The following is a 13,125-nucleotide window of genomic DNA, read 5'->3' on the forward strand; positions in this document are numbered from 1 at the left end:
AGCTTGTCGAAAATAGACAATTTGGATACTTCAACTATCAATTACGTCTGGGCTTACATTATAGTATAAAAAGCAGTTATTATGAAATTGTTACAAAAGACATATTGTGATTCTTTACGAGATCACTATGAAACTTATTTTGGAGTTAAAGGTACCAGAAGAAATTGGGTAATTAGACCCACAGGAAAACTACCTGATGATTTTTATGTACTCGAAATTGAACTGGACAGAAAGAATAAAAAATGGGTGTATCTGACTGTCGGAATGTCAATGGATAGGAAAGATGATAATTTGGTAGAGTTATTTGTGTACTCTTCAGAACAAAATGATTCAATAGTAGAATTATTAACCTTAAATGCTTCCTGTCATAGAAATTCAAAACCCTTGGGGCTTCATTACACTGTAAATATTGGGCAACCTTGGCTTAGAAATTCTAAATGTAATCATGAATTTATCTCATCACCTCATTTGGAAGAATCAAAACTTGAGATGTTTCGATTTCAGGATAAAATATTTCATTGTTACTGGCTGATTCCAATTACCAAAAAGGAAAAAGATTTCAAAGTTGAAAAGGGTTATAAATCCTTAGAACGCCTTTTTATAGATAAAGAACTGGATTTTATGAACCCTGATAGAAAGTGTTTAATTGAAAACTAATACATAAAAGTAATATATAATAGTATAAACAAGCACTGATAAACGGTCAGAACGATAGAGAGGTAATATTAGCCGACATTACTATTTCCGATCTATTGCTATTACTGACCCGCGCAAAGGGTTGGGGTTTCAGCGCACCGCTGAAGCTTCTTCCTGATGCGCTGGCTTGTTTTACTCTTGCAAGGGCGACTGCCCATGTGCCGATGGTCGATGTTTGAAATGCGAGGACGCACCTCGGTAGTGTGCTGAGAGCGTTTCTTGTGCCGATGGTCGATATTTGTAGTGCGGGGAAGCACCTCGGTAGTGTGCTGAGAGCATTTCTTGTGCCGATGGTCGATGTCTTATAATGTAATGAGGGTATCCGGTATGCAGATGATCAATATTTTTGTTACCAGATCATCTGTTTTGATGTGGAAATCAGATAAGTTGTTGGTTTTAACTTATTCAAAAAATGTATGATATGTTTTAAAAGATTGCTCAATTTCCAAAACGACGGCATTTGCTTGTTTTGAGTCATCAATATTTGAAAGCTTTTGGATCAGTTTCATATGAGGATGCAGCCATTTATGCAGTTCATCATGACTTTCACCTTTCATGGTACAGCTCTTAATTAAATCATTGTTTAGTTGTTTTAATTCTCCCGCTAATGCTTGGTGGGTATTATTATTTTTTGCCAAATAAGTACTTAAAATTTCACTCCCTTTATCAATGTGTGGTTTCATTTCTTCATTGACCTTCCATTTTTTACCATTATTTAACTTTAGATCATTTGTCGAGGTATTAGTATTACAGCTAATCAATAGTATTATACTTACTAAAATGTAGATTGTCTTTTGCATTCTTGTATGGTTTTAAAAATTTGAGATGATATTAACCTTCTACTATTTAATAAAAAGAAAATATAAGAGATGAACAAATCTAACTTATTTTTTAATGATGTTATAGTACTTGTACTCTGAATACTGTAATAATAAACCTCGATTATGCATTATAAAATCTTCTACAGCTTCAAACTGCTTCATAATATATGCTCAGTTCAAGTAATGAGACCGAATTTTTCTTCTTTACATAAACAAAGAATAGCTAATTTTCTTTTACCACATATTCAAAGTATAGAAGTTACTAGATATATCTCAAAATCAAACATAATTTTTCAGATTAAATAACCGATCTGTTAGTATATTTGAAGAAACTTTTAAAAAACAAAGTTGTTGGAAATTTCTGTAGCATATCTCGATATTCTTAAAAAAGAAGGAGATAAAGTATTGGCAATTTGCCAAAACCTCAATACTAATAAAGAATTTAATACAGCGGTATCTTCTGTGATTGATAAAAATTCAAAAGCAATAAGTTATAAAGCTGAGCATATACTATTATATGATATTCTTAAAATATTTGAAGGATATCTGGATCTAAGAAAAGATGCTTCTGAGGTACCTGTAAAAGTTAAATTTATTCTGGTATTTTTTTATGAGAAACTACAAGGCAAAGATTTAAGTACTACATATGATCTCAAAAAACTTAATGAGCTTCCGCTATCACCACAGTTTAATAAGAATGTAAATATCATTCGAAATACGTCCTTTTTTAAGCCGGTTGATGAGATGAAACAAGAATTTATCTTACCAGCTACTTTGGCAAAAATTAAAAGTGAGTATATGTTGGGTGTAAACTCATTTATAAGCAGGTATACTTCATTGATAGTCAATGCAGATGGCGTGATAACCGATAAGGAGCGAAAATTTTTGACACAAGTATCAGATAAAGTAACAAAGCCGAAGATCTTTGTAAAAAAGGCAAAATACAATGAAGTACCAGAGAATGACACTCTTGAGATAGTACTTCAGGAACTTGATGAGCTTATAGGGCTTAAAAACATCAAAGAAAATATCCAGGACCTTACGAATTTTCTAAAGGTTCAAAAAATTAGAGAAGAAAAAGGGCTAAAAACATCCAATAATTCGTTACATGCTGTTTTTATGGGACCTCCCGGAACAGGAAAAACTACTGTTGCTCGTATGTTAGGTAGAATATATAAGCATCTGGGATATTTAGAAAAAGGGCATTTAATAGAAACAGATAGGGCAGGTATGGTAGCAGGATATGTAGGGCAAACTGCGATCAAAGCAGATGAAATCATTAAATCTGCTCTTGGTGGTGTATTGTTTATAGATGAGGCATACTCACTTACTTCTGGGGGACTTAACGATTTTGGAACTGAAGCTATAGAAGTTCTCCTCAAACGTATGGAAGATCATAGAGATGATATCGTTATTGTAGTGGCAGGATATCCAGACGAAATGCAAGAATTTATACAAACAAATCCAGGTCTTCAGTCACGATTTAATAGATATTTTGAATTTGATCACTTCACTCCTGAAGCATTGCGAGATATATTTAAACTCTTTGCTAAAAAGGCTGATTTTATACTTACCGAAGATGCAGAAGAAAAACTTATGGAAATTCTGGATAGAATTCACGAAAAAAGACATAGAGGTTTTGGTAATGCAAGAACCATTCGAAACTTATTCGAAAAAATTATAGAAAGACAAGCCAATAGAATTGTTTCAATAACGCCCATTACCGAAAAAACATTAATGACATTAAGAGAAGATGACATACCCGAAATATTAAAAACAGTAAAAGAAATTATTCTTTTTGATGAAGATGAATAAACTGAGATATACTTAGGGTATAACCGGTATTAATATGTTGTAAACGTTGTGAGTAGGTGCAATAATATGTAAATGAACAGAGTTGTTATCTTTTTACGACAATTATAGTACAAAAAGATGTATTTTAGAAGTATCATAGATGGACTGTAACATTTTGCATTCGGATAACACTAATACAATAAAAGTAAGAACTAACACAAAAATCATACAAGATCATTTTGTTAAATTACATACTGTATACAATTTGATAAGGGTAAGAAAAACGATAATATTTGTAAGAATTTATTTAAATTTACCTCTTAGATCAGTATTTTAGCATAATGAGTTTATCAAATCAATTTTAAATGGCTAAAGAAAAATTTAATTGGAAAGGTCTTTTTATTAATGAAGAAACTTCTGAAGAAAATAAAAGTAAAGAGAGTTCACCACCATCACCATCAAAATCGAGTTCAACTTCTTTTCCTGAAACAAGTAAACCGGTTTCAAAATTTCCAGAACATCCTCCAAAATCAACCATAGTAAATGATAGTATATTAAATACTGTTATAGAAATGTATGAGTCAGGATTTGAGTCTTTGAATAAGCCTGGATATGATTTTTACGAATTTTTTAAAGCGATCAAAGCAGTTGGATCTAATGACCCTTCAGTGTATAAGATGGCTTTAACGATGGCTCAGGGAGTAGATTCAAACGTAACAAAAAATGGACTTCTAACTCAGGCTGATTTTTATATTAAAGAGATAGAAAAAGTACATAAGCAATATGAGACTCAGGGAAATTCTAAGAAATCAAAAATCCTGAATGCTCAAAAGACAAAAAAAGATACACTTAATGCTGATATCTCTACATTAGAAAAGAAACTAATAGAGATTCAGAATCAGATTAGTGTAAAGAAAGATTTGCTGCAATCTGTAGATGCAGATTTAATGTCTGAAGTATCAGAAATCGATCAAAAGATAGTTGCTAATGATAAAGCAAGAACTAAGATTTTAGAAACAATTATGGCCGTTGTAGACGGTATTAAAAGTAATATATAAGCAATAGATTAATGGATCAAGAATCAAAAAGCCACTTATTAGATCTACCTATTCTGAAACATTTTGATGATGAAAAGGGAGAAATATCTTTAAATCCTAATAATTGGAGAAATGGCGAAAAAGGATTAAATGCATTTCTTAAAATTGCATTGTTTGCAGGTTTGGGATATGCAGCATGGGTATATGTATTACCACCCTTGTTTACTGCATTAGGACAAGTAATAGCGCTTGCAGGAGTAGCGGTATTTGTGATATTTTTTATCCTTATGCTCCCCGTAATTTTAAAATTTCTGCGTAGAGTAACAAGAGGAATCCATAAGTCATTAATAAAACATGACCCTTTTGGAGAATTGCAGGAGCAAAAGCAAAAAATGCTAATGAACAGAAAGGTTTTTAAAGAATCTAAAGCCAAAATCAGAGCATTAAAAAGTAATATGGAGCTTGAAGCTTCTAAAGCAGAAAAAGAATCCAAAGAGTTCCAAGATCATGTAGTAACACTACAAAAGCAGGCAGAAAAGATAAGAAGCAAAATGGAAGCTATCGTATCTCAGAAAGGAAATGCAGGTAAAGATACAGATGAGTATGTAGAATTACATAGCGCTTTGGCAAAGAAATTGTCACAATCCCAACAGATTGCTCATCAATTAAAACAAAGCAAAGGGTTTATCCAAAAATACGGTAGTAGAGCCAATGTAATGGGGAAATTGGATCGAAAATTAACTCTGGCCGGTACAGCAATAGATATCAAAATATCTGACTTTGAAGTAACGATAAAGATGTTAGAAAAAGAATATCAATTTGCCAAATCAGCAAAAGCAGCAACAGACGGAGCTAAATCAGCTATGCTATTTACCAAAGATTGGGAATTAGAATACGCACTTGATGTTATAACAGAGACCATTGCTATGGATATTGCAAAGACTCAGGAAAATCTATCCGATATCGATATGCTAACTTCTAAGTATGATATGGATAGTGATGAGTTGTATTCGCAATTGGATACGCTGGCAGATAATATAAAAACAGGAAAAGATTATATTCCTGATGCTAAGAAATATAAAAATCCAAACTATAAGCTTACCGCTGAAGATAAAGAAGCTAGTGGTGGTTTTGGAAACATGTTTGATTAAACATACTTACTAACTAACTAATTCAAGTATAAATTATAATAATAACAGAATGGGTAAAATCTTAAGAACAAAGAAACTCACAACACTATCCGAACTTCTAATTGTAATTATTCTACTAGGAGCTATCTTGGGTGCAGTGTATTATTTTGCACCAGGTCTTAGAGTAGGAGAAGCAAAACAATTAGATGAATTAAATATTAATAAAGAAGAAGTAGATAATGTAACTACTTCTGAGAAATTAGAGTTACCATCGACAAGCTTGTCAAGCAGTGTAAAGGATAAGCCTCTTGTAAGAATTGCGGCTTACGCCTGGAATGCTCAATCCGGTATTATCGTATCTAATGGAGGACCAAAAACTACCAAAGGTTCTCTAATGGAGCAAAACGGAGTGAATTTAGAAATCATCCGTCAGGATTGGCTTTCTGAATTGAGAAATATGCAAATGAAATTTATCGAAGAATTTGATCGAGGTGAAGAATTTCCTGATGCCGATAAGAGTGCGTTTGCCATTATGATGATGGGAGATGGAGCTCCTTTTTATATCAGTACCATGCAACAAGCTTTAGACGATAAATTTGGTAAAGATAAATACCATGTACAGGTGGTTGGAGCAGTAGGACTTAGTTATGGAGAAGATAAGCTTATTGGACCACCAAGTTGGAAAGTTGATCCTAAAAGTATGAAGGGATCATTAATCTCTGCTGTACTTGGTGATGGTGACTGGGTAACAGCTTTAAACTATGCTTTTGCCAATGGTTTAAAAGTAAATCCAGATGTAACAACTTATGATCCAGATGCTGTAAACTTTTACCCATCACAGGATGATGATTATATAAAATCTGCAGAAGAACTTATCAAATCTCAGAAAGCAGGGTGGACGGTGCCACTTAAAGAAGTGAAGAACGGAAAACTAACAGGAAAAACGATCAACAAAAAAGTAGATGGATGTGCAACCTGGACACCAGGTGATAAAATGGTTTTCGATGCGCTTAATGGGTTTACAGATATTATATCTACCCGAGAGTTTAATAATCAGATGGCTACTACTGTTATTGCAGTAAAAGAATGGTCTGTAAAACACCCGGATATTGTTAGTAATATTTTGAAATCAGCATTAACCGCTTCTAATCAAATGAAGCAATATGATGAATGGCAAGTAAGAGCTTCTGAAGCAGTAGCTAAAACCTATGATATGGAAACACCAAAATATTGGTATGACATGTTTAAAGGTCAAAAAGGAAGTAAAAATGGTATTGATTATAACATGGGAGGATCAAGAGTATTTAACTATGCAGACGTAATGCAATATTATGGAATTACTGATGGAACTAATCGATACAAAGCGGTATACAATCAAGTATCTTCATATTTGAGTGAATTGAATCCATTTGGTTTTAATGAGTCCGTTAAAAGAATTGTACCTTATGATGAGGCAGTAAATCTTTATTTTGTTAAAAATATTAATGATATTGATGCTGGTTCAGCTTATAAGGCAGATTATACCAAAGAAGCAGAAGAAGTATTAGCGTCTGGTGAGTGGAATATTAATTTTGATACTGGAAGTGCAAATATTTCTGGATCATCAGCAAAAACCCTAGAAACTATTTATAATCTATTAATCCAGGCAGAAGATACAAAACTTAGGTTAGAGGGGCATACAGATGATACCGGTTCTACAGAAGCAAACTATGATTTATCACAACGACGTGCGCAATCAGTAGTAAACTTCTTAAGAAGCAAAGGGATTCCTCAATCACGTTTTCAGTCTGTAATCGGAAAAGGAGAAGATGAACCAATTGAAACAAATACTACCGCTAGTGGTAGAGCAAAAAACAGACGAGTGGTTATTACATTATTGAAATAACAAGATGATATCGAGGTAATAAAAAAGCCGTCCTGATGCATGCAGAATAGACGTTTTGCGTATTGGACGGCTTTATTTTTTTAGGAATTAGCTTTATGAAACATATATTCAAACCATTCGAAAAAATCAGTAAAAATAGTAGATTACTAATCATTCTGGTATGGGTAGTTGCTGTTTTGGTCTTTTGGTTTATTTCAAGTATGGGAGAACGACATTTGTTTCCATCTCCCCAACAGGTACTCACAGGTTTTACAGAACTCTATAATGAAGGTTTGGTAGTACACATAGGTAGCTCTTTATTGCTTTGTATAAAGGCAATATTGATCGCGGTAATCATTTCTTTATTACTTACTTATTTGTCTACGATACCTGTAGTAACCCCAATTGCAAGGATGCTAAGTAAACTACGATATCTTCCGCTTACCGGTATCTCCTTTTATCTAGCTATTCTGATTAGTGATGCAAGAACAATGCAAGTTTGGGTATTGGTAGTATTTATGGCTACTTATCTTACTACATCTTTATTAAGTATGGTTAGCTCTATACCACAAGAAGAGTTTGATCATGCTAGATCTTTACAATGTAATCGTTGGGAAGTATTATGGGAGGTAGTTATAAAGGGAAGAATAGATTATGTAATTGAAGTAATTAGACAAAACCTAGCTATTGTATGGATGATGCTGGTAACCGTAGAATCTATTCTGGTAGCAGCAGGAGGATTAGGTTTCTTGATAAAAAACTCGGATAAATTCATGAATCATGGTAGAATCATTGCATTACAGATTGTAATACTATTAGTTGGTTTATCCATAGATTTTGTCCTTGACTACCTTAGAAAATCATTTTTTAGATACTCAAAAATATAGTTTGATGAGTTACAGTACAGAAAATACATTATTATATGTAAACGATCTAAGTGTTGCATATGGGGATAAAACAGTAATAAAAGATATTAATTTTGTAGAAAAAGATGTTATTAGAGAAGGTAGTATTACCGGACAGGTAATTGCTTTTGTTGGTCGCTCTGGTCGTGGAAAATCTACTCTTTTTAAAGCCATGACAGGGTTGATTAAACCTACTACTGGAAAAATACTTATCGCAGATACTGCTACCGAGTCAGAAAATGATGCCAAAGAAGTGCGAGAAGGAGATATTGGTTTTGTAGATCAGAAATATACACTGTTTAGAAATAAGACCGTATATCAGGCATTACTCTTTGCACTTCGTAAAAAAGAGATGTCCAAAGAAGAAAAGCACGATATTATAATGAGCTATCTGGCAGACTGGGGGTTAGAAAAAGCCAAAGATCAATATCCTTGCGAATTGTCCGGAGGGCAACGTCAGCGTACAGCCGTTATAGAACAAATATTATGTTCAGGTCATTATATGGTTTTGGATGAACCATTTTCTGGTCTTGATGTCGGTAATATTGAAGATGTAAAAAATGCATTTAATTTAATAACCTCCACGCATGAGTTTAATACCATTATCTATTCTACTCATGATATTGAATTGGCAGTAGAACTGGCAGATAGTATCTATGTTATTGGTTACCCAACCATTGATGGTAAGCTGGGTGATTATGGTACTATTGTAAAACATGTAGATATGAAAGAATTGGATCTCGCCTGGAAAGATTTTGGTCTAGATCATATCGAAGTGGTAAAGCAGATAAAGGCTACTATGCTAAACTCTTAATGGATAGATCCTTTTTACAAATAAACAAAGGCATCGTACTGGTAAATGCTCTTTTAATATTGCATTAGAATATGCTATTGTTATAGTGCGTATAGACCAATAGAGTGTTTATGAAAAAGAAAGAAAACGGATCTAAATCAATAAAGAAACCTTGGCCCACAAAAGATGCAATGGAGCAGATATATAAAATGAAGCTTTGGGGCGGAAGTAATTCTGATTTTTACTCTGGAACGGGATCGCATCATCCTGAAATCATAAACCCGTATATAAATGCTGTAACATCATTTTTTACATCGTTTAAAGAACCACTTACTATATGTGATTTGGGGTGTGGAGATTTTAATGTAGGACAAAATCTGGTAAAGCATACTCAAAAGTATATCGCAGTAGATATAGTACCTGAGCTCATAGTACGGAATAAAGAGACTTTTAAAGAAAAAAAAATAGAATTTCACTGTTTGGATATAGCAGTAGATGATTTACCTTCTGGAGATTGTGTTTTATTAAGACAAGTACTGCAACACCTATCAAATGCTGAAGTGAAAAGTATTGTAGATAAGCTAGGTGATTTTAAATACATTATTTTATCAGAACATTTGCCTGATGGTGATTTTGTACCCAACAGAGATATTGTTTCGGGGCAAGGAATTAGATTAAAAAAACAAAGTGGTTTAGATGTTCTGGCACCGCCGTTTAACTTAAAGGTAAAAGAAGAGAAACAATTATCCTCAGTGACAACAAGTGATTATAAAGGGAGAATAGTAACTACACTTTATCAAGTTTTTTGATTACCTCTTTACTTCCTTTTAGTATTAAAAACCACATCGGCATTTACCCAATAGACTTCTCCTTTTGTGACTCCTTTCCATCCTCTATCCGATGAAGCGCTATACCTTTTTGAAAAGAAGAAATATTTACTGTCAGGAGACATATAAGGGCAGTAATAAATCCAATCTTCGGTTGGTGATTCACCAAGGTCAAAATAAACAGGCTTTTGCCATTTGTTATTTTTTTTGAATGATATGGCAAACCCCTTTTCATCGCTATACGTATTTGCAGTGATCAAAGAGGTTTCATCGGGGGTAACGTAAGTGCTTCGTTCACTTTCTTCAGAATTGACTTCAGGTCCAATATTTACTGGTATATCAAACTTTCCTTCTCCTAAGTATTGAGCACGATAAATATCTCGTTTACCAAATCCCCCTGGGCGGTCAGATGTAAAATAGATGCTTCCATCAGCAACAACTACCGGATATGATTCTGCATAGTCACTTGTCGATATTGGATATCCAACCTTTGAAGCTATTTGCCATTTTCCATTTACTTTTTGACTTCTATAAATGTCCGGTTTAGATGTATTGGATCTATCTTTAGGGCTTATTCCCAAAAAATACATTGTATGGCCATCTAACGTAATCGAAGGGTCTATAGCTACAGATACTGACTTTTGATCAGCATACATTTGAATTGGTTGAGGCGTAGTCCAGTTGCCCTTTATTAATTCTGAATGGTGTATAACAAAACTACCTTCAATAATTCTGGTGAAAAACAACTCAGTAAAAGAAGAATTAAACACCGTATTAATTTCTACACGGTCAGTATTTATCAGTGATGGCGAAAACAGTTTTGGCGTAGTACCCACTAGTTCCTGACCCAAATAAGGATTATGTGAGTCAGTGAATATACAGCTTTGTAATACAAAAGCTAGTCCAATTATTGATAAGAAATGATACCTGTTGTTCATATTACCTGGTTTATAGTTGCGAGCGATTGGTTATATATTGTACAGGGTAGAGAAGGGGGTACTTTTCTTATTTGTACACTTTCGTATTTTTTTTTACACTTTTTATAAAAGATTTGAAGGTCTTATAAAGATAAGTAAATAAAATTATTAAAATATTAAAAATATGGTATTTAGGTGTTGCAAATATCGACCTTCTTTTTTGGAAGAAATACATTATCATATAATAGGTTACAGAAACATCAAACCTACTTTTTCCTCAACTTGTTAATAGTATTAATTTTTGTAGAACTATCATTAATCATCGAAGATCAAGATATGTTTCGAGGTTTTATTCGGCAAATACGTCGTAGTGTGTCACTTTTTTTTCAAATTCAAGAAGATAATCTTTATCTCTCGGGTAGTATTTAGCAATTTGGTAATCATCCCCAGCAAAATTTTTGATAACATCTATGTTTTCCCAAAAGGTTATAAGGTTAAAATGAGCGATATCTCCTTCAACCCTCCTAAGAAAAGTTAGCTTAACAAAACCTTTAGTATTTTTATAATCAGGAATTGCTTGTGATTTCATAAAATCTGCGTATTCTTCAAAGTGTTTGGCTTTGGTTTTTCCATGCCATATTCTTGCAACCATATTTTTAGTTTAATGTTCACTACCATTATAGATCCACATTGGTTCGGTTTTACCCGCTCTTTCAAAACCTATTTTTTGATAAAAATCTATAGCTTTGCCATCAGCAGTTAGCATTTGCATATGAAATTTATTGTATTTTTCCTGCATTTTGGCCATTATCATTTGTCCAATTCCTTTTCCTTGGTGATTTGGACAAACCAGTAAATGTGGATAATAAACGACTAGATGCCCATCAGAAATTGCATTTCCTATACCAATCAATTTGTTTTCAGACCAAGCAGAAACCAATGAATGAGAGTTCATCAAGGCATTATATAAATCAACAGGTTTGTCGGCAGAACTCCATTTGTTAGAGCGATATAGCTCAATTATCTGTTCCTTGCTAATATTTCTAGTTTCGGAAATTTCAACTTTCATTATTTGCTAGATGTTTTTAGAGTAAGTGTAAAAATAAGAAAGAATGTCTAGGCTTATGAGTATAGTTTTTCTTTTTAAGAGATCGAGCTTAATCATTTGCCAATCTAACTCAAAAAAAAGCTCTGTTATGTCCATTTACGAATGAAGATGATTAGCACTGAATTAATTTTTACTGTTTTTTTAATTTTTTAACTGCTGGAACAATGAATTTTCCCAAAACTTCATCTGTATAGTTATGAGCATTCCGGTTGTTATAATTGACAGTAGTTACAACAACAGTCAAGTCTAAACCTGGAAACACCATGGCTTTATTACCTCCATTGCCCGACATATAATACGATTTTTCCTTATGAAATTCTTTAATCCACCATAAATACCCGTATTCTGTATTATCATTAATTGAAACTTTTGGAGACATAGATTTTAAAACCCATTCGGAACTCAATAGTTGTCTGTTGTTCCAGTTACCTTTGTTTAAATATAGTTGTGCTATTTTCAATAAATCTCTACTTCTTAGTTGTAATCCTCCCCCTGTCATAGGTATTCCTGTTGGAGTATATTGCCATTTGTAATTCCTTTTTTCGATACCTAATTGAGAAAATAATCTTTTATATGCATAGTCAGCTAAAGAAGTTTTACTAGCTTGATTGATAATACTACCTAAAACTACAGTACCCGAGGTACAATAGCTAAAACTTCTACCGTATTTTGAATCTTCAGGTTTTTTTATCCAGTCTGGGTATCCTTTTATTGGCAAATCCCAATAAAATTTATCCCAACTTTCTACAAGGTACATTCGTTCTTCATTACCTCTAGAAAATTGATTCCCGTCATTGCATTCTAAGATAGAACTCATCGTAAGTAAATCTTCTATGGTAATTGATTCTTTACGTTTATCATAATTTTGTATAGCGGACTTGTCAAAAAATGTTATTGCATTACTATCTTCTGAGGGGAGTAATTTATCATCAATCAATGTTCCAATTAAAGTACCAGTTATTGTCTTAGTGGCAGATCTTGTATTGTGCATCGAATTGACATTTTTTCCGTTGTAATAATTTTCGAATATGACATTACCATTGTGCGATACCAAAACACTTGTGATTCTCTCATACTTCCCCGAAAGGATTAGACTATCCATTTTTTGTAATAGTGGTATTTGATGAGAGTTTGTTTTGTCAAAATTAATTTGAGCATTACCAAAAAACAATGAGAATATTGAAAAAGTAAATAAAAGGAAACGCTGCATATTTGTGTAGTTATAATTATTAC

At 33.1% G+C, this 13,125-nt stretch carries 13 protein-coding genes; 8 read left to right on the top strand and 5 right to left on the bottom strand.

The features are described from left to right. Positions 1–81: 81 nt before the first annotated feature. Positions 82–657 carry a suppressor of fused domain protein gene (locus C1X07_RS21675; RefSeq protein ID WP_103072144.1) on the top strand — a complete coding sequence of 192 codons (576 nt, stop codon included), beginning with the start codon at positions 82–84 and terminating at the stop codon, positions 655–657. 440 nt (positions 658–1,097) lie between these two features. Here the strand turns inward: C1X07_RS21675 and C1X07_RS21680 are convergent, their stop codons facing one another. Next, entirely contained in the window at positions 1,098–1,496 is a 399-nt protein-coding gene (locus C1X07_RS21680) for a hypothetical protein (protein ID WP_103072145.1), read from the bottom strand. Between the two features lie 372 nt (positions 1,497–1,868). On the opposite strand from C1X07_RS21680, the gene C1X07_RS21685 reads away from it, so the two are divergent. The 7 genes from C1X07_RS21685 (at position 1,869) to C1X07_RS21715 (ending at position 9,849) form a co-directional block, all read left to right on the top strand. Next, positions 1,869–3,332 carry an AAA family ATPase gene (locus tag C1X07_RS21685; protein ID WP_103072146.1) on the top strand — a complete coding sequence of 488 codons (1,464 nt, stop codon included), beginning with the start codon at positions 1,869–1,871 and terminating at the stop codon, positions 3,330–3,332. Positions 3,333–3,676: 344 nt separating this feature from the next. Then, complete coding sequence (locus C1X07_RS21690; protein ID WP_103072147.1) at positions 3,677–4,369, top strand: hypothetical protein; 693 nt, start codon at positions 3,677–3,679, stop codon at positions 4,367–4,369. Between the two features lie 11 nt (positions 4,370–4,380). Next, on the top strand, positions 4,381–5,499 hold the full coding sequence (locus tag C1X07_RS21695) for a TMEM70/TMEM186/TMEM223 family protein (RefSeq protein WP_103072148.1): 1,119 nt from the start codon (positions 4,381–4,383) through the stop codon (positions 5,497–5,499). 49 nt (positions 5,500–5,548) lie between these two features. Beyond that, on the top strand, positions 5,549–7,363 hold the full coding sequence (locus C1X07_RS21700; protein ID WP_103072149.1) for an OmpA family protein: 1,815 nt from the start codon (positions 5,549–5,551) through the stop codon (positions 7,361–7,363). 95 nt (positions 7,364–7,458) lie between these two features. Beyond that, positions 7,459–8,229 (top strand): ABC transporter permease, encoded by a 771-nt coding sequence (locus C1X07_RS21705; protein WP_103072150.1) that lies wholly within the window; start codon positions 7,459–7,461, stop codon positions 8,227–8,229. 4 nt (positions 8,230–8,233) lie between these two features. Further along, positions 8,234–9,061 carry an ATP-binding cassette domain-containing protein gene (locus C1X07_RS21710; protein WP_128755355.1) on the top strand — a complete coding sequence of 276 codons (828 nt, stop codon included), beginning with the start codon at positions 8,234–8,236 and terminating at the stop codon, positions 9,059–9,061. A gap of 110 nt (positions 9,062–9,171) precedes the next feature. Further along, the gene (locus C1X07_RS21715) at positions 9,172–9,849 is read left to right on the top strand and encodes a class I SAM-dependent methyltransferase (protein WP_103072152.1); all 678 of its coding nucleotides are present in this window, start codon (positions 9,172–9,174) and stop codon (positions 9,847–9,849) included. 8 nt (positions 9,850–9,857) lie between these two features. On the opposite strand, the gene C1X07_RS21720 is transcribed toward C1X07_RS21715, so the two are convergent. From C1X07_RS21720 to C1X07_RS21735, 4 genes are all read right to left on the bottom strand, one after another. After that, entirely contained in the window at positions 9,858–10,805 is a 948-nt protein-coding gene (locus C1X07_RS21720; RefSeq protein WP_103072153.1) for a TolB-like translocation protein, read from the bottom strand. 328 nt (positions 10,806–11,133) lie between these two features. Beyond that, positions 11,134–11,436: an antibiotic biosynthesis monooxygenase gene (locus tag C1X07_RS21725; protein ID WP_103072154.1), complete on the bottom strand. Its 303-nt coding sequence runs from the start codon at positions 11,434–11,436 to the stop codon at positions 11,134–11,136. A 9-nt stretch (positions 11,437–11,445) separates the two neighbouring features. Next, positions 11,446–11,853, bottom strand: a complete 408-nt coding sequence (locus tag C1X07_RS21730; RefSeq protein WP_103072155.1) for a GNAT family N-acetyltransferase — start codon at positions 11,851–11,853, stop codon at positions 11,446–11,448. A 169-nt stretch (positions 11,854–12,022) separates the two neighbouring features. Beyond that, the gene (locus C1X07_RS21735; protein WP_206604268.1) at positions 12,023–13,102 is read right to left on the bottom strand and encodes a serine hydrolase domain-containing protein; all 1,080 of its coding nucleotides are present in this window, start codon (positions 13,100–13,102) and stop codon (positions 12,023–12,025) included. Between the last annotated feature and the right edge of the window lie 23 nt (positions 13,103–13,125).

Source organism: Aquimarina sediminis (assembly GCF_002895435.1).
GTDB lineage: Bacteria > Bacteroidota > Bacteroidia > Flavobacteriales > Flavobacteriaceae > Aquimarina > Aquimarina sediminis.

Bases quoted from the DNA above. Each gene is read 5' to 3' on its own strand.
- C1X07_RS21675 (WP_103072144.1), top strand. From the start codon at position 82: ATGAAATTGTTACAAAAGACATATTGTGATTCTTTACGAGATCACTAT.
- C1X07_RS21680 (WP_103072145.1), bottom strand. From the start codon at position 1,496: ATGCAAAAGACAATCTACATTTTAGTAAGTATAATACTATTGATTAGC.
- C1X07_RS21690 (WP_103072147.1), top strand. From the start codon at position 3,677: ATGGCTAAAGAAAAATTTAATTGGAAAGGTCTTTTTATTAATGAAGAA.
- C1X07_RS21695 (WP_103072148.1), top strand. From the start codon at position 4,381: ATGGATCAAGAATCAAAAAGCCACTTATTAGATCTACCTATTCTGAAA.
- C1X07_RS21700 (WP_103072149.1), top strand. From the start codon at position 5,549: ATGGGTAAAATCTTAAGAACAAAGAAACTCACAACACTATCCGAACTT.
- C1X07_RS21705 (WP_103072150.1), top strand. From the start codon at position 7,459: ATGAAACATATATTCAAACCATTCGAAAAAATCAGTAAAAATAGTAGA.
- C1X07_RS21710 (WP_128755355.1), top strand. From the start codon at position 8,234: ATGAGTTACAGTACAGAAAATACATTATTATATGTAAACGATCTAAGT.
- C1X07_RS21715 (WP_103072152.1), top strand. From the start codon at position 9,172: ATGAAAAAGAAAGAAAACGGATCTAAATCAATAAAGAAACCTTGGCCC.
- C1X07_RS21720 (WP_103072153.1), bottom strand. From the start codon at position 10,805: ATGAACAACAGGTATCATTTCTTATCAATAATTGGACTAGCTTTTGTA.
- C1X07_RS21725 (WP_103072154.1), bottom strand. From the start codon at position 11,436: ATGGTTGCAAGAATATGGCATGGAAAAACCAAAGCCAAACACTTTGAA.
- C1X07_RS21730 (WP_103072155.1), bottom strand. From the start codon at position 11,853: ATGAAAGTTGAAATTTCCGAAACTAGAAATATTAGCAAGGAACAGATA.
- C1X07_RS21735 (WP_206604268.1), bottom strand. From the start codon at position 13,102: ATGCAGCGTTTCCTTTTATTTACTTTTTCAATATTCTCATTGTTTTTT.